The organism is Methanolobus sp., from assembly GCF_016278385.1.
In the GTDB taxonomy this organism is placed as follows: Archaea; Halobacteriota; Methanosarcinia; order Methanosarcinales; family Methanosarcinaceae; genus Methanolobus.
On the sequence record NZ_JADQBY010000018.1, the window covers coordinates 27366 to 43820 of the forward strand.

Here is a 16455-nt window from a genome sequence, read left to right on the forward strand (position 1 = left end):
TCATGTCCCTGCAAAGTTCTCTCAAAATACATTATTTTACGCGGATGATATAAAAATATAATATATGAGTATAATTTGCAGGTGATGATAATGGCATTAGTCACATGGTCCGATAAATTCAGCATGCAAATAAAAGAGATAGATGACCAGCATAAAGTACTGGTCAGAATGATCAATGAACTTCACGACGCAATGAAACAGGCAAAGGGCAAGGAAGCTTCTATAAAAATAATCGACAAAATGGCAGAATACATGCAATTCCACTTTTCAACTGAAGAAAAGTACATGCAGCGTTTTGCATATCCGGATTACATGGCACACAAGCAAGAACACGTGAAGTTCGTGGAACAGGGGGTCCAGTTCAGACAGGACTTCGATGCCGGGAAAGCAGGTCTCAGCTATGATGTTATGAACTTCCTTATGGACTGGCTTGTCAATCACATACAGGAATCAGACAAGAAATATGCACCACCTTTCATTGAAAATGGCGTAAATTAAGCTTTTTTCTATTCATATTCCAAAACCTATTAATCATTTTAGCTGGTAACTATCAGCAGATGAAAATACAGGAAACTGAAAAAAAGCAGGAACCTTATATCATTCCGAATGCTACAACCCTTAAAGTTCATTCTGCAATGAATGAAAATGTTGACCATCTGGTATCTCTTTTTAAAGTGCTTTCTGATCCTGTAAGGATACATATTCTTAAAGCTCTTCAGATCAATGAGCTGTGTGTCTGCGTGTTGGTGGAAATTACCGATTACAAGCATTCCGCACTTTCATACCACCTGAAGTTACTCAAAGATGCAGACCTCATAGATTCCAGACGGGACAAGAATTTCCAGATATATTATCTCACAGAACCCGGGGGAAAAATGTTGAGGAACATCGAATCCTCATTCAAAAAAGATATCGGAATTAAATAAGAGTTATATTTTTTCTGTTGGAAGAGCTGTATTGAGTTTGACGTAATTGACACCTTTGAGTGCCATTGTCCTTTCAGCAACCGCTTTTACTTCTTCCCCTTCGCCATCCAGTATGATGACTTCCAGACAGTTGTCATGGTCGAGATGGATGTGGACGGAAGACTTAATAATATGAGAGTAATCATGCTGTATTTCAGTGAGAGCACTTGAAAGGCCACGTTTTGTATGGTCATATATCAACGTAATAGTACCTACACGCCTGCCTTTTACATCACTCATCCATTCATAATGGGTTATATAATTCCTGATGGAATCCCTAATACCCTCTGAACGGGAAGAATATCCCCTCTGTTCAATGATCGAGTCAAATTTGGTAAGAAGATTTTCGGGAAGTGAAACCCCAATACGCATAAGTTCCTGTTCCATATGATTCACCTATAATAATCAATTTTGTGTTATAATAACATTAAGTATGTAGTAATAATACATTAATGATACATAAATTAAGACATAAATAATTATAGAACATCCGGTATAAAGATAATCAAACAATATCAAAGACTAAAGGACGATGTAAATGAAAAAAGAAGAATTATACTCAGGAAAAGCAAAAACCATCTACAAGACAAATGACCCAAAAAAACTCATCTCAGAGTTCAGGGACAGTCTTACAGCATTTGATGGAAAAAAGAAGAGTGAAGCAAAGAACAAAGGATATTACAATGCCCAGATATCTAAAAAGATCTTTGAAATGCTTGAAGAGGAAGGGATTCCTACACACTATATAGAAATGGTGTCTGACACAGAGATGCTTGTGAAGGCTGTTGAAATAATACTGATAGAAGTAATTCCACGTAACATTGCTGCTGGTTCCATCACACGCAAATACCCAATAAAAGAGGGTACAGTATTCAAAACCCCTGTACTTGTAATGGACTACAAGAGCGATGAACACGGAGACCCGATGATGAACGAAGATATAGCTGTTGCAATGGGAATTGCCACCTATGAAGAGATTGCACAAATCCGTTCAATGGCACTTAAGATCAATGATATACTTGTAAAATATCTTGATAAAAAGGGATTCTTGCTTCCTGATTTCAAACTTGAGTTTGGAAGGGTTGATGGCAAGATCGTTGTGGCTGATGAAATTTCATGCGACACATGCAGATTCTGGGACAAGAGCACAGGCCAGTCAATGGACAAAGATATTTTCCGTTTTGACAAGGGAGATCTTTCAAAGACATATGAAGAAGTTGCAAAGCGTATTGTACCTGAAATATTTGAATAACTACGTGTTTTTATCGTAATGAGGGCATATGATGGAAGATTACGATGTAATAGTTGTGGGTGCAGGTATAAGCGGACTTTTGTCCGCACTCACCCTTTCCAAACATGGAAATAAAGTACTGGTACTTGAAAAAAGCAAATTTGTAGGCGGCAACTGTAACAGCTACATGGTTGATGGTTTCCAGGTGGACACAGGTGCCCACGCGATCACGCATCTTGAAGTCGGGCCTCTGCGCAGGCTAATGGATACCTATTTTGATTACATTCCGGTCTTTGAGGATTACGGAAGCTACTATGTAAGAACTGAAGAGAATTTTATGAAAGTTCCTTCCAATATCAAGGAATTTGTCACTTTCGATGTCCTCCCCCGTAAGGATAGGATTATTATAACACAGGCTATCACAAAAGCACTCACACTTTCCACATTCGGAACAGACCTGTCCAAACAGTCAGTCTATGAATTCATGCCAAGCAACCTGTCGGCAGACACCTATGATTTTATAGATACAATCTGCCACTTTCTTTCTGGCAAGGATATGAAACAGACATCTGCCCAGAGAATACTTGCAGGCAGTAGTTTTGTTCGTGACAGTGTACCGGAAGAACAGCTTGAAACCATTATGAAATCTAATGAAAAGATGGCTGTAGAACCGGTTCCACGGACGATACTTCCTCCAAACCTCCATGCTTCATTATATATGAGACTCAACAGAGTATCCAATCCTTTTACATCCCTTGGAAGACTGGCATCTAACAAAGTCAGCTACTCCCAAGGTTACCCGAGGAAAGGCTTAAAAGCCCTTCTTAATGCCCTTTTGTCTTCACTTCCAAAAAGTGTGGAAATTAAGACGGGATGCGAAGTAAAGAAAATACTGACAGAAAAAGGCAAGATAACCGGAGTAGAAGCCGATGAGGTATACAATGCCAGCAAGGTTATTTATACAGGATTTGTAACTGAGCTGCCATCCATGATAGAAAGTCTCCCAAACTCTTACAACCAGGATCTAAAAGGTGTCGTGCATAGCAAGAGCCTGACTGTGTGGACAGGACTGGATCATGTTATGGAAGAATTCAATTATATTGGTTCTGAAATATGGTTTAAGGATTCACCTTACTGGGCCATGCCCATCAGCAATTATGATGCCTCGCTGGCGCCAAAAGGAAAACAGCTTGTTGGTTTCTCATTCATAATTGATGATGAGAAGAATGAGGATGAGCAGATAAAGAAAGCATACGAAACAATCTATCATGCAATCCCAGGAACAGAAGACCACATTGAAATGAAACACAACCAGATAACTATACCTGAAAAAGCCGCAGTTACAATAGACGGATTTTTCGCTGATGTGAGAACACCAATCAGTGGACTTTATGTAGCAGGGACAGATACTGACAAAAGAAGTATGGGAATAACCCGTGCAGCTTATTCAGTTATTGAATTGCTTAAAAAGATGAACGAAGACGGATGCCTTCACAGATAATATGAGAAGGAATTACCTTCTCAGGACCATTGTCCTTAACCTGTCTGCTGCATGCTCAGACTTGTCTGCGATATCACCAATGCCCCTTACAAGACGGGCAAGATGATACACACCAACTGCACCAATCTTATCTTCGTTCCTGAAGATCTGCTTCACCAGGTCTTTTTCAATAACATCGACCTGATGTTCCATTTCTTCTACTTTTGTAACGAATTGAAGAGTATCTTCAACATCCCTTTTGCTAAAAGAAGTTTCCAGCAGTTCACCAAGAGTGGAAACAAGTTCTTCATACATTTCAACCGTTGCAAGGGTTTTTGCCATGAGTTCCCTGAACCCATTACGAATCTCATCAGGACCTTCGAACTTTCTTAGAGTGAGCCAGAATGCCACATCCTGGGCATCATCTGATATGGAATCCTGAGGTTTGAGGAAATTTAGCAGGTCGTCGGTATGCACAGGAAGCATAATAGATGATGACAGCTCTGAACGGATGGTCTGCTTTATTACATCAGCTTCGTGTTCAATAACATCGATCTGACTGCTCAGTTCCTCTACTATCTCCATATTACCGTCACAGTATGCCATTATGGACTCATTGAGTTTCCTGACACAATCCCCTCCTTTGTTGGCATGCATCACCAGTGGTTTGAAAGGAGAACTTGCAAATATGTTCAACACAGAACGGATATACTCTTTCTTTATCAAAATCCAACCCCCATTAGTCCTGCAAATATAAGGGCAGATGTAAGTGCCGCTGCAGGCACAGTAACTACCCAGGAAACAACTATCTTTCCAATAACACTTAAATCAACCGCCGCAAGACCTCCAGCAAGGCCAACTCCTATAACTGAGCCCACAAGCGTGTGTGTGGTCGATATTGGCAGGGAACTGTAACTATGCAGGACCACCACAGAAGCTGTGGCAAATTCTGCTGAAAAACCTCTCGTTGGAGTAAGTTCGGTTATGCGGGTACCGATTGTCTCAATTACACGGTACCCCCAGGTAGCAAGTCCTATGACCATCCCAATACCTCCAAGAGCCATTACCCATAGAGGAATTGCAAGGCCTGCCATCTCAAGTGAATGCAATCCAGCATAAAGAGGACCTATAGCATTGGCAACATCGTTGGAACCATGTGCAAAGGCAATGTAACATGCAGTCATTGTCTGGAGAATGACAAATTTCTTCTCGACATTGTAAGGATCATCTGCCTTTTGAAGTATGAAATACCGGATAAGTGAAAATATAAGATAGGCAAACAGTGCACCAAGCAGTGGAGAGACCAACCAGCTACCCACTATTTTGCCAAGTACTGCCCATTTAATCTCCTCAAAACCTATAATCCCATAATATGCTGCCATCAACCCAAAACCAAGAACTGCACCGACTATTGAATGTGTTGTGGATACTGGGAGATTATAAAATGTGGCAAGCGTGATCCAGAAACCTGCCGCAAGGATAGCTGCAAGCATTCCGATGGCCACAAGATGCGGATCGACGAGACTGATAGAATCAACAGGAATAATTCCCTTTGCAATTGTGGATGTAACTCTTTTTCCAAAAAGTACGGCGCCTGCAAACTCAAAAAAACCTGCAATGATAATTACTTGTTTGATAGACAGTGCCCCACTGCCTACTGACGTTCCCATGGCATTTGCAAGATCATTGGCACCAATGTTCCATGCCATATACAGACCTGCTGCAATTAACAACAATACGAGAGGATCAAAAAGACTCATCGACAATATTCTCCACTATATAGATATAGTATGGCAAGGGGAAAACATAGTCATAAATGTGAGTACCATATACTATATAGTAATAAATAAACTATATATAAATAATTAGAAGAAAGAGTCCAATGTCTGCTGGAAGCGTACATCTGGCAATAAAGCTGCTTTTGGCATCCATTGAGAAGAAGAAGTATTCAGACGAGTTGAAATATCTACAAGTGCAAGGTCTACAGACTCAAACTTTTCAGGTTCACCTTCAAAGGCTTTCCTGACACCTTCCCTGACTACCCATACACCAAGAGGAGCCCAGTATTTAGGCCGGATCTCTCTTACCATGAATACAGTTGCCTGCCTACGAATGGAATGGAGATATTCAAGAGCACCAAGGCGAGCTGCATAGTAGCCGCCTGCAAGATTAGAATATTTATTTTTACCACCAAAGTCCTCATGGTCTGACTCTATCCAGGTGCTTCCGCCGGACCAAACAGTACGCGGCATCCATACTTCAATCAACTCGAATGAGAACATACGGGGAATAAGGACTATCTCAAAGTGATTCCCAAATACCCCTCCACTGAGGACTGTAACTTCACTTAGTTGCTGGTAGTCCCGTATTCCTTGCAGAAGATCCTTTCCAACCATGTCGTCAACTGCGGTTATGGACCAGCGGGTCGGGACAAGTTTTCTTTCTTGACCTAGAAGACCGATGGAAAGAAGACGGGATATATGTTCCGCAGGTATATTGCCACACCATAATTCGGATATTGCATCCTTCGCCAGCGCATCGTCATCATAAACCAGCGAATCCACTTTTTTTGGAACTTTGGGATTTTCAGTTATATCGAACTTTTTCAGGTCTCCGGATGGACCCATGGGAGTCAGAACATTGTCAAATTTGAGCTTGTTACTAATGGGCTTATTAAACCATGCCTCTGTATCAACAGGTGTTTTTGAAAGTGCCAGCTCCTGAGAACGTTCTATCAAAGGATTATCAGGAGAACGGGCTTTCTTTACATTGATACCAGTATTCGCCCTTACAAGCTGGGAACGGGAGGATATTATATCCTGTATACTCATCTTCAGCAGGGCTTTGGGATCTTCAAGCAACATTGCCTCATCGCCCTCAAGCTGAGGTGGTATCATAGGACCTGCCTTCACATCAGGATAATTGTATCTGCCTACAAATACCGATGGTGGAGATGCCCCGAAAATCGAAGTTTCACCTGAAGAATTAGGAATAACAGATTCAATAGACCTGAACTTTTCCAGTATAGGGCATCTTGGTCGCCCACAAAGACCTTTGCCCTTACATTTTATACAGAGATTGGAGGTCAATGATCTTCGTTGTCTCCACAAAGAATACAATAGCCGACTTCAGGTTCATTTTTATTAAGCCAGCCGGAACGCTGTACAAATTTACAGACATTACACATCCCAGCAACCTGTTCCCTGGTGGCCATTCCTTGAATCAGTTTGGCTGCAAAATCCTGTATCTCCTGCTGGGCATCTCCTGAGAAATCAACTTCTGCACCACGTTTATCATTAAGATATTGAGAAACAGCTGCCCTTGAAAGAGCCAGTATCTCGGCAACTTCCTGCTGGTTTTTTCCATGCTCAATAATCATACATCTCGCAAGCTCTGCACGTATAGCAGGCAGTACCCGCTGAACCATTATTTCACACGTTGTTTTCACAGGAAATCACCTTTTTAATTATCATTTGTTCTTTTTCTGGTAATCTTCGATTGCCAGTTTAAGGGCATCAAGGGCAAACCCTGAACACCTGTCCTTCCCTTCAGGAAGCCCATCTAATGCCGTAAGAATATCATCATTGCTCAATGAAAGAGCCTCTTCAACTGTTTTTCCCTTTGCAAGTCTTGTAACAGCACTTGAAGTGGAAATGGCAACAACACACCCGAATGTTTTGAATTTTACATCCTCAAGTATATTGTTTGTTACCTTGATAGAGATGTTAATTATATCCCCATCTACTGTACTTCCAATCTCACCCACACCATCAGCATTTTCTATAACACCCACGTTATGAGGATTGCTGAATTCCTCAATCACTTTCTTTGAATACAGACCTACTCCTCCTGTTTTATTGACTGGATAGCGGGGACATTTCCCTCAGCTTCAAGACTGTTTCCTTCAGACTCTCAACCACATAATCTATGTCTTCCATGGTGTTTTCCCTTCCAAGACTTATCCGCAGGGAACCATGTATGTAATCATCCTCTAAATTGAGAGAACTTAGCACATGGGATGCCTTCAAGGATTTAGACGAACATGCAGAACCAGTGGATACTGCAATGCCTTTCATATCCAGTAACATGAGCATGGATTCTCCTTCAACATACTTGAAACTTAAGTTTATGTTATTCGGTAGGCGCTGTACAGGATGCCCGTTCAGGCGAACATCGGGAATAATATCAAATATTCTACTTATAAGGGAGTCGCGCATTTCTTGCATGTGCTTAGAGTCAGCATTTAACCGTTGCTGAGCAAGGGACATGGCCTTAGCAAGGCCCACTATACCCGGGATATTCTCTGTTCCCGAACGCATACCATTTTCATGGTTTCCACCAAAAATAATTGGTTCAATAGCTGTACCCTTACGAATATACAACGCTCCAACACCTTTTGGACCATGGATCTTATGCGAAGATATTGAAAGCATATCGACGTCGAGCTCATCTACGTTAACAGGAATCTTTCCCACTGTCTGTACTGCATCGGTATGGAAATAAATATCATGCTTCTTTGCTATTTGTGCAATCTCCTTTATAGGCTGGATGGTACCTACTTCATTGTTTGCATGCATTATACTTATAAGAACCGTGTCCTTACGGACTGATTCTTCCAACTTCCGGATATCTACAATACCCTCTGTATCAACGGGGACATATGTCACTTCATGACCCATGCTTTCAAGGAAAGAGCATGTATTAAGTACTGCAGGATGCTCAATGACTGAAGTAATTATGTGCTTTTTGCTGGTATTATAAGGAATAACTCCCCTTATTGCAAGGTTATCGGATTCTGTTCCTCCTGAAGTGAAAATAATCTCTTCCGGCAGAGCGCCTATTGCCTCTGCAACCTGTTTGCGTGCCATTGAAAGAGCTTCAGCAGCCTCCCCGCCAAATGAATGCAGGCTGGAGGAATTGCCAAATATCTCAGTAAAATAAGGTATCATGGCATCCACCACAAGTTGATCCACTGGGGTGGTTGCACTATGGTCCATATAAATCTGCTTCATAGTAGTAGATATTAGAGAATACTTTCAATAAATAAATATCCTTCAACATGGAGATTATGAATAAAGCAGCATAAAATATTCTGCAAGAAAATGTGTGGACCACCCACACATACAAAAATCGAATTAATTTTTGATCTGATCTGGAGAAAATCCTTTTTCAATAAGAACGTCCTTCATACGGCTCAGGTGGTTGCCTTGCAATTCTACTGAATTACCCTTTACTGTACCACCGCATGCAAATTTAGACTTTAGGTAAGTTGAAAGTTCATGAAGATCAATTTCATGGGCATCAAGGCCATCTACAACCGTTACTTCCTTACCGTATCTTCGTCTGTTTACTTTTACAGTGATTCTTTGCTGCTCTTTTGCCACTTCTTCGCATATACAAAGCTCTCTTGGCAATCCGCATACCGAACACATTTCAGAACTCATCTTGTGGTATTTCCTCCGACATTATTATCTATTTTAAATACTCCATATGCATTTAACTAAAATAGATGAATAGAGTAGAACTTCGATGATATTAAAATCTAATGGTAAAGAGATAGCAACGGACGTTGATTTTGCCTGCAGCCTACTAATGCAAATCAAGGGGCTCATGTTCAGCAAGAGGATACATGATAACTATGCACTTGTATTCGTCATGAGAAAAAAGCAAAATGTGTCATTGCACATGCTCTTTGTCAATTTTCCCATTGATGCAATATACCTTGACGAAAACAAGAGAGTCATGAAGACATGCAGTCTTCGGTCATGGATAGGCAAATGTTCCTGCAAGGAAAAAGCAAAGTATATTATAGAAACATCCTACGGTAAAGCAGAGAAAATGGGAATCAAAACCGGAGACAAAATTGATTTTGAAAACCAATGCCAATAGCCTTAACTGTTTCAATGAACATGATATGGATATACCATAAACCGGTTCAAAGAAATGTTTATTACATTCCGGGTTCTTTAAAGCCCTGATAGAATCATCATATTATAATAATCTACTAACATGAGGCACATAAATGTTACCTGAAGAGGATTTAAAGATCATAACAGAGAAGATGGGAAGGGAGCCAAACCTTGTAGAGCAGGGTTGTTTCCTTAACCTGTGGAGTGAGCACTGCTCATACCGCTCAAGTGCACCACTGCTTAAGACATTCACAACTACCGGAGATAAGGTTATAATCGGTCCCGGAGATGACGCAGCAATCATCAGTTTTGGAAACGGATGGGTACTGGCAATTGGAATGGAGAGTCACAATCACCCATCATATGTAGACCCATATAATGGCTCAGCCACTGGTGTGGGAGGTATCGTGCGTGATATTATATCTATGGGAGCAAGGCCTATAGCACTCATGGATCCACTCTACTTTGGACCACTTAATAATCCCAAGAACCTCTATCTTTTCGAACACATCATCGAGGGAATTGCAGGATATGGAAACTGTATAGGAGTACCTGTAGTACGTGGTGAAGCATTCTTTGACAAATCATACAGTGGAAACCCTCTTGTAAATGTTGTGGCAGTAGGACTTGCACGTGAAAAAGACATTGTGACAGCCTGCGCACAAACTGCTGGCAACAAGCTAGTACTTATGGGTTCCACAACCGGAAGGGACGGACTTGGTGGTGCATCTTTCGCATCAAGGGACCTTTCAGAGGATTCCGAAGCAGAAGACAGACCAAGTATCCAGATAGGCGATCCTTTCACTGAAAAGCTAGTGATAGAAGCAACACTGGAAGCTATTGGAAAAGGATATGTGAAGTCATGCAGAGACCTTGGTGCAGCAGGACTTGCAGGTGCAAGTTCAGAAATGGCATCCAAAGGTGATCTTGGAATGAGGATCATTGCTGACAATGTTATCCTGCGTGAAACTGGCATGACACCTTATGAGATTCTTATTGCAGAATCACAGGAACGCATGCTCCTTGAAGTTGAACCGGAAAACGTAGATGCAGTACTGGATATTGCAAAGAAGTACGACCTCAACGGCAGCATGATAGGTGAACTTACAGACGTAATGAATTACACTGTTGAGTTCAAGGGAGAAGTTGTTGCTGACATACCGATCAAGGAATTAACAGAAGGTGCACCAACTTTCGAGCGTCCTTCAAAGGCTCCTGAATCACGCGATATAGGAGAGAAACCAGACATACCAGCTGACCTCAAACGGACAGTCATTAACTTGCTGTCATCCCACAATGTAGCCTCAAAGAGATGGATATACAGGCAATATGACCATGAAGTCCAGGTGCGTACAGTTACAAAGCCAGGAGATGACGCAGGAATACTGCGTATTGATGGAAATGAAGGAATAGCACTTTCCTGCGGATGTAACCCCAGACATACACTGCTTGACCCATACATTGGTGGAAAAGGAACTGTCATTGAGAACGCCATGAACCTTGCAGTAAAAGGTGCACGTGGAATCGCTATTGTAGATTGCCTGAACTTTGGGAACCCCGAAAGACCAGACATATACTGGCAGTTCAAGCATGCAATACTGGGACTTGGAGATGCAGCAAGAGACCTTACAATACCAGTAGTTGGCGGAAACGTATCTCTTTACAATGAGAGTGGCGAATTTAAGACAGCAATTGCCCCAACTCCATCCATTGGCCTTGTAGGGCACATTGAAGATGTCAGTATGGCACCTGCCGGAATATTCACAAATGAAGGCGATACCATAATCCTTGTAGGAACAACAGGTGACGAGTTAGGTGGTTCTGAATACTACAACATAATCGGAAAGGAAATGGATGGGAACGTTCCACAACCACCAGAGAATTACACGGTAATTATCGATACGCTCATAGACCTTGCGAAAAGTGGAAAGCTCACAGCATCACATGATGTATCACTTGGAGGAATTGCAGCTTCAATTTGTGAAATGTGTGAGAAATATGGCGCAGATATTGACCTGAGCAATATAGGAAATGACCTCCGTGCAGATGACATCCTGTTCTCTGAGTCCTATGCAAGGGCACTTTTAGTTACATCAGAGCCTGATGTTGTTGCAGAGATGCTTAAGGACATACCACACGCAGTAATAGGAAAAGTTGGCGGAAACGCATTGAACATACAAATTGGAAATTCAAAAATACAACTGTCCCTTGACGAAATAAAAGAAGCAAGAGACAGCCTTATGACATTGATGATGGAATAACATCATCAATTCATTACTTTTTTTGTTCACAATTGTTATAAAAGCAACTATTCGCTTTCCTTCAGCGCATCCTCGTAAAGTTTGTTGATATTTGTTGGAATAGGATTGTCCTTCAATAATTTAGCAAAATATGTGAGATTATTAACCATGTATCTCACTGTTTTGTTCGTGTAAAGATGCTTTTCCCCTCCTGCAGCAATATAACTTGGACCCGGACCGGCAGGACCTACCCAATAACTATCCACATTTGGCGGAACAGTACAGCCAAGATGAGTCAGATTAAATAAGGAATTTGCTGCAACATCATGCGCTCCATCCTCGTTACCTGTGATAATCACACCACCTACTTTGCCGTAAAGAGGGAACTGACCTGTTTTGGGGTCGCTTTCCTCATAAGTACCGTCAAGTCTCTCAAAAACCATCTGCGCTACAGAAGAACGGACACCAAACCATATAGGAGACCCTATTACAAGAATGTCACATGCTTTGACCTTTTCCAGGATCATTGGCCACTCGTCACCTTCGCCCTCATCTGATGAAACACCAAACATGACATTGTAATCTGTAACCCTCACAACTTCACTTTCAACACCAAGTTCCCCAAAAAGTCTTACAGCCTTATCAATAAGAACTCTGGTATTTGAAATATCAGGAGAACGTTTCAAAGTGCAGTTCAAAAATAATGCTTTTAGCCCCATAAAAAAACATGTGATGTAGTCACATAAATAGGTTTCCCAAAATATAAGTTAAAGAAAATTAAAGATCCACTAAAAGAACACAAAAGAGTTAGTAAGAATGGTCAATGACCATTCTCAGAAGAATTATTATTCTTTCTCTCCAAAAGCAAATTTACGCAATACTCTTGTGATTTTGATGTTTACAGTATCGCCGACCTGGGTCTGTGGTACAAAGATTACAAATCCTTCTACTCTAGCGATTCCATCTCCTTCTCTTGCGATATCTTCAATCGTTACTTCGTAGGTCTCTCCAACATCTACAGGAGCTGTTGATTCTCTGTCATTGTTATTAAACAAAATAATGCACGTCCTTTAATCGAAATTAAGACTAAATCCATACTGAAAAACGCCGTAGATAAAAAAATCCAATCAAACTGAGTCTCAGAATAGCATTAAATCTTACACCATAAGTATACACAACAGATATTTAAATCTTCTTGACAGGAATCATATAGGAAAGAATACCGGAGACCATATCTTATTTATTCTTTAGAATAAAATAGGTAGATATAAATTACACTTATACTATTGATTCAATGTAATTTTTGGGATGAAAATAATGGATGAAGTACAGATCAAAGTAGAAAAGGCACACCCTAATGACTTTGGGAGAGGGATCATACGCCTGGACCCAACCACACTATTGAGCCTGCAACTCTCACCTGGCGACATTGTCGAAATAGAAGGGAAGAGAAAAACTGCCGCTAAGGTATGGAGAGCTGAAAGACAGGACTGGGGACAGGGAATTGCCAGGATTGACGGTTTTATCAGGCAAAATGCGGGCGTTGGTATTGGCGAAAGAATAACCATCCGGAAAGCCGATGTTGTGACTGCAACCAAAGTTGTGCTGGCACCACCCGAAGGTGTCACTATGGAGTACGGAGACCATATAAGCGAGATAATCAAGCGCAATATTATGAAGCGTCCCCTTGTCGAAGGAGACATAATTCCTATTATAAGTTCAATGACACAACCCATGACATCACAGATGGGTGGAGGGCAGGCAATCCCCCTGGTAGCTGTTGAGACCGAGCCTGATGACGAAATTCTGATAATAGGAGAATTTACCGAAATCGAACTTCGCCAGAAGCCTGTCCGTGGCTATGATGGTGCAACCAGAGGTGTTACGTATGAAGATATCGGAGGCCTTGGAACTGAAATACAGCGAGTAAGGGAGATGATAGAACTTCCGTTAAAGCATCCTGAACTGTTCCAGAGACTTAACATCGAACCTCCAAAAGGAATCATACTTTACGGTCCACCAGGTACTGGAAAAACATTGATTGCAAAAGCTGTTGCAAATGAGTCCAGGGCAAACTTCCTCTACATTGCAGGTCCTGAAATAATGGGCAAGTATTACGGAGAAAGTGAAGAACGCATACGTAAAATCTTTGAAGATGCAGAAGAAGATGCCCCATCCATTGTGTTTATAGATGAGATCGATTCCATTGCACCAAAGAGAGAGAACGTTACAGGTGAGGTTGAGCGCAGGGTTGTCGCCCAGTTGCTCACAATGATGGACGGTCTTGAGGAAAGAGGACAGGTAGTAGTAATAGGTGCCACAAACCGTCTGGATGCAATTGACCCGGCACTTCGCAGGCCTGGAAGATTTGACAGGGAAATAGAGATAGGTGTCCCTGATACAGATGACCGTCTGGAGATAATGCAGATTCACACCAGAGGCGTTCCGCTTGCTGAAGACGTGGATGAGGAGTTTCTGGATTACATTGCAAAACATACACAGGCATTCGTAGGTGCAGATCTGCTTGCCCTTGTACAAGAAGCTGCAATGCGCTCCTTGAGGCGTGCTTTACCTGATATCAATCTTGAAGATGAGGACATACCACAGGAGATACTTGAGACTATTACAGTGTGCAAAGATGACTTTGAAAATGCACTCCGGGAAATAGAGCCTTCAGCAATGAGGGAAGTACTCGTAGAAGTCCCTAACGTGAGATGGGAGGATGTGGGAGGACTTGACAAGGTCAAACAGGAAATAAGGGAAGCTGTGGAATGGCCACTCACAAGACCGGAAAAATTCGTAGAAATGGGTATTAAACCACCGAAGGGTGTTTTGCTCTTTGGACCGCCAGGGACAGGTAAAACACTGATCGCACAGGCTGTTGCGAATGAGTCTAATGCAAATTTCATCAGTGTAAAAGGACCACAGATGCTTTCAAAATGGGTCGGAGAATCGGAGAAAGCTATCCGAGAGACATTCAAGAAGGCAAAACAGGTGGCTCCATGTATAGTTTTCTTTGATGAAATCGATTCCATTGCACCAATGAGAAGTGCTGCTTCGGAAGATTCTAAAGTATCCGAAAGAATTGTCAATCAGCTTTTGACTGAACTTGATGGCCTTGAACCGTTAAAAGAAATTATAGTTGTTGCCGCAACCAACCGTCCGGACATTATAGACCCAGCTCTTTTGAGATCCGGAAGGTTTGACAGGATGGTACTTGTTGGACAATCCACTTATTCAGGCAGAAAGGACATTTTCAGAATACATACTAAAAATATACCCCTTGATGATGATGTCACAATAGATGACCTTGCAGGCATAACTGAAGGTTTTGTAGGAGCTGACATCGAAGCAGTATGTAGAGAAGCTGTAATGCTTGCGTTGAGAGATGATTTCGATGTGCAAAAAGTTACTATGAAGTATTTCAAAGAAGCTCTGAACAAAGTAAGACCAACACTATCTGAGAACATGATGGAGTATTATGAAAGAATACAGGCACAGTTTAAGGGTGGCATCAAGAAAGAAGAAGCAAGTTCTTATATAGGATACAGATAAATATATGAAAAATTCAGATGTTATTATTATACAAAGGGGCGAATGAAAATGGCAAACGTCTTTGCAAAGAACCTTTCGAGCAAGCAGGTAATGGCAACAGATGGTACAGAGATAGGCATCCTGTTCAATATTGTAATGGATATCAAAACAGGAGACCTTATTGACCTGATAGTTAAACCAGACATGAGTCTTGACACTTCAAGATACAAGGTAGATGAACAGTACATATTATTACCCTTTGAATCTGTCAGGGCAATAAAAGACTATATAGTCGTTGACAAGAACATGGCACGAGGAATCGTTAGCGAGCCATTTAACCTGTAAATGACCAGACTGCAAGGGTACAGTCCATCTTTGCAGTCCTACTTTCTCTTTATATTATATTTAGATCATACCTCTTGATAGCAGGAAATCTATAGCCTCAACTGTACCATCACCATACGTCGCTTCGCTTACGTAGTCAGCAACATCTTTTAAAAAACCATCCGCGTTTCCCACTGCAATTGCAAAGCCTGCTTCTTCAAGCATTTCAAGATCATTGACTGAATCGCCAATGGCAACAAAATCGGATGTTTCAAGCCCCATCAATTCCGCCATTCTTAAAAGTCCTGTACCTTTGCTGATTTTCCTGCTTTTTATATGGATAGCAAAATGAGTATCAATAATCTCAACACCGGGAAAATGTGAATTTAGTAACCCACGGGCCTCATCAACATCAAAAGTATTCCTCAGGACAATTTCCGTAGTCCTGTGTACAGAATCAAGTTTTTCCATGTCATATTTGGTGGAAAGAAACTCATATGCTTCTTCACACTCATGAATAACATCTGAAACAATTGGCTCATTATCAAACCCATCAATTATGACGCCACCATTCTCAGCTATGATGTTACAACATACACCCACAAGTTTTGCTACAGCCTTGGCATAACAGAGGACGTTTCCTGTTGCTATCACCACAGGAATATCAAGCGAACGCAATTTTGCGGCTGCCCTGAGGCTAAGCTTGCGATCCATATGAGTGATAGTGCCATCGATGTCAATTACAAGAGCCTTGTATTTCATAAGCAATAGA

General features: G+C 41.4%; 19 protein-coding genes. 8 read left to right on the plus strand and 11 right to left on the minus strand.

Annotation, left to right across the window (positions count from 1 at the left end; genetic code table 11):
* Positions 1 to 90 precede the first annotated feature (90 nt).
* Both QZZ23_RS07965 and QZZ23_RS07970 read left to right on the plus strand, forming a co-directional pair.
* Positions 91 to 498, plus strand: coding sequence for a bacteriohemerythrin (locus tag QZZ23_RS07965; protein WP_292468633.1), 408 nt, complete (start codon positions 91 to 93; stop codon positions 496 to 498).
* Positions 499 to 557: 59 nt separating this feature from the next.
* Positions 558 to 926 carry a metalloregulator ArsR/SmtB family transcription factor gene (locus tag QZZ23_RS07970; protein WP_292468635.1) on the plus strand — a complete coding sequence of 123 codons (369 nt, stop codon included), beginning with the start codon at positions 558 to 560 and terminating at the stop codon, positions 924 to 926.
* A gap of 3 nt (positions 927 to 929) precedes the next feature.
* On the opposite strand, the gene nikR is transcribed toward QZZ23_RS07970, so the two are convergent.
* The gene (gene nikR / locus QZZ23_RS07975) at positions 930 to 1352 is read right to left on the minus strand and encodes a nickel-responsive transcriptional regulator NikR (protein ID WP_292468640.1); all 423 of its coding nucleotides are present in this window, start codon (positions 1350 to 1352) and stop codon (positions 930 to 932) included.
* 151 nt (positions 1353 to 1503) lie between these two features.
* On the opposite strand from nikR, the gene purC reads away from it, so the two are divergent.
* Positions 1504 to 2217, plus strand: a complete 714-nt coding sequence (purC, locus tag QZZ23_RS07980; RefSeq protein WP_292468642.1) for a phosphoribosylaminoimidazolesuccinocarboxamide synthase — start codon at positions 1504 to 1506, stop codon at positions 2215 to 2217.
* A 31-nt stretch (positions 2218 to 2248) separates the two neighbouring features.
* Complete coding sequence (locus QZZ23_RS07985) at positions 2249 to 3697, plus strand: NAD(P)/FAD-dependent oxidoreductase (protein ID WP_292468730.1); 1449 nt, start codon at positions 2249 to 2251, stop codon at positions 3695 to 3697.
* Positions 3698 to 3709: 12 nt separating this feature from the next.
* On the opposite strand, the gene QZZ23_RS07990 is transcribed toward QZZ23_RS07985, so the two are convergent.
* From QZZ23_RS07990 to yciH, 7 genes are all read right to left on the minus strand, one after another.
* Complete coding sequence (locus QZZ23_RS07990) at positions 3710 to 4402, minus strand: TIGR00153 family protein (RefSeq protein ID WP_292468644.1); 693 nt, start codon at positions 4400 to 4402, stop codon at positions 3710 to 3712.
* Positions 4399 to 5436: an inorganic phosphate transporter gene (locus tag QZZ23_RS07995; protein ID WP_292468647.1), complete on the minus strand. Its 1038-nt coding sequence runs from the start codon at positions 5434 to 5436 to the stop codon at positions 4399 to 4401. Before QZZ23_RS07995 ends, QZZ23_RS07990 begins: the two co-directional genes overlap by 4 nt.
* A 105-nt stretch (positions 5437 to 5541) precedes the next feature.
* Positions 5542 to 6765: an Nre family DNA repair protein gene (locus QZZ23_RS08000; RefSeq protein ID WP_292468649.1), complete on the minus strand. Its 1224-nt coding sequence runs from the start codon at positions 6763 to 6765 to the stop codon at positions 5542 to 5544.
* Positions 6762 to 7124 (minus strand): transcriptional regulator, encoded by a 363-nt coding sequence (locus QZZ23_RS08005; protein ID WP_292468651.1) that lies wholly within the window; start codon positions 7122 to 7124, stop codon positions 6762 to 6764. The genes QZZ23_RS08000 and QZZ23_RS08005 overlap by 4 nt, the downstream gene beginning before the upstream one ends.
* Positions 7125 to 7145: 21 nt before the next feature.
* Positions 7146 to 7499 carry an iron-sulfur cluster assembly scaffold protein gene (locus QZZ23_RS08010; protein WP_366931330.1) on the minus strand — a complete coding sequence of 118 codons (354 nt, stop codon included), beginning with the start codon at positions 7497 to 7499 and terminating at the stop codon, positions 7146 to 7148.
* A 31-nt stretch (positions 7500 to 7530) separates the two neighbouring features.
* Positions 7531 to 8688 carry a cysteine desulfurase NifS gene (nifS, locus tag QZZ23_RS08015; RefSeq protein ID WP_292468653.1) on the minus strand — a complete coding sequence of 386 codons (1158 nt, stop codon included), beginning with the start codon at positions 8686 to 8688 and terminating at the stop codon, positions 7531 to 7533.
* A gap of 123 nt (positions 8689 to 8811) precedes the next feature.
* Entirely contained in the window at positions 8812 to 9120 is a 309-nt protein-coding gene (gene yciH / locus QZZ23_RS08020) for a stress response translation initiation inhibitor YciH (protein WP_292468656.1), read from the minus strand.
* An 85-nt stretch (positions 9121 to 9205) separates the two neighbouring features.
* On the opposite strand from yciH, the gene QZZ23_RS08025 reads away from it, so the two are divergent.
* A complete protein-coding gene (locus QZZ23_RS08025) occupies positions 9206 to 9565 on the plus strand; it encodes a DUF192 domain-containing protein (protein ID WP_292468657.1) in 360 nt (119 codons plus the stop codon).
* A 133-nt stretch (positions 9566 to 9698) separates the two neighbouring features.
* Entirely contained in the window at positions 9699 to 11846 is a 2148-nt protein-coding gene (gene purL / locus QZZ23_RS08030) for a phosphoribosylformylglycinamidine synthase subunit PurL (protein ID WP_292468659.1), read from the plus strand.
* Between the two features lie 47 nt (positions 11847 to 11893).
* Here the strand turns inward: purL and QZZ23_RS08035 are convergent, their stop codons facing one another.
* Both QZZ23_RS08035 and QZZ23_RS08040 read right to left on the minus strand, forming a co-directional pair.
* Positions 11894 to 12544, minus strand: coding sequence for a flavodoxin family protein (locus tag QZZ23_RS08035; protein WP_292468661.1), 651 nt, complete (start codon positions 12542 to 12544; stop codon positions 11894 to 11896).
* A gap of 126 nt (positions 12545 to 12670) precedes the next feature.
* Entirely contained in the window at positions 12671 to 12880 is a 210-nt protein-coding gene (locus tag QZZ23_RS08040; RefSeq protein WP_292468663.1) for a TRAM domain-containing protein, read from the minus strand.
* A gap of 262 nt (positions 12881 to 13142) precedes the next feature.
* Here QZZ23_RS08040 and QZZ23_RS08045 point away from each other — a divergent pair, with 262 nt between their 5' ends.
* Both QZZ23_RS08045 and QZZ23_RS08050 read left to right on the plus strand, forming a co-directional pair.
* Entirely contained in the window at positions 13143 to 15380 is a 2238-nt protein-coding gene (locus tag QZZ23_RS08045) for a CDC48 family AAA ATPase (protein WP_292468735.1), read from the plus strand.
* A 48-nt stretch (positions 15381 to 15428) separates the two neighbouring features.
* Complete coding sequence (locus QZZ23_RS08050) at positions 15429 to 15704, plus strand: PRC-barrel domain-containing protein (RefSeq protein WP_292468665.1); 276 nt, start codon at positions 15429 to 15431, stop codon at positions 15702 to 15704.
* A gap of 60 nt (positions 15705 to 15764) precedes the next feature.
* Here the strand turns inward: QZZ23_RS08050 and QZZ23_RS08055 are convergent, their stop codons facing one another.
* A complete protein-coding gene (locus QZZ23_RS08055; RefSeq protein WP_292468667.1) occupies positions 15765 to 16445 on the minus strand; it encodes a phosphoglycolate phosphatase in 681 nt (226 codons plus the stop codon).
* Positions 16446 to 16455 lie beyond the last annotated feature (10 nt).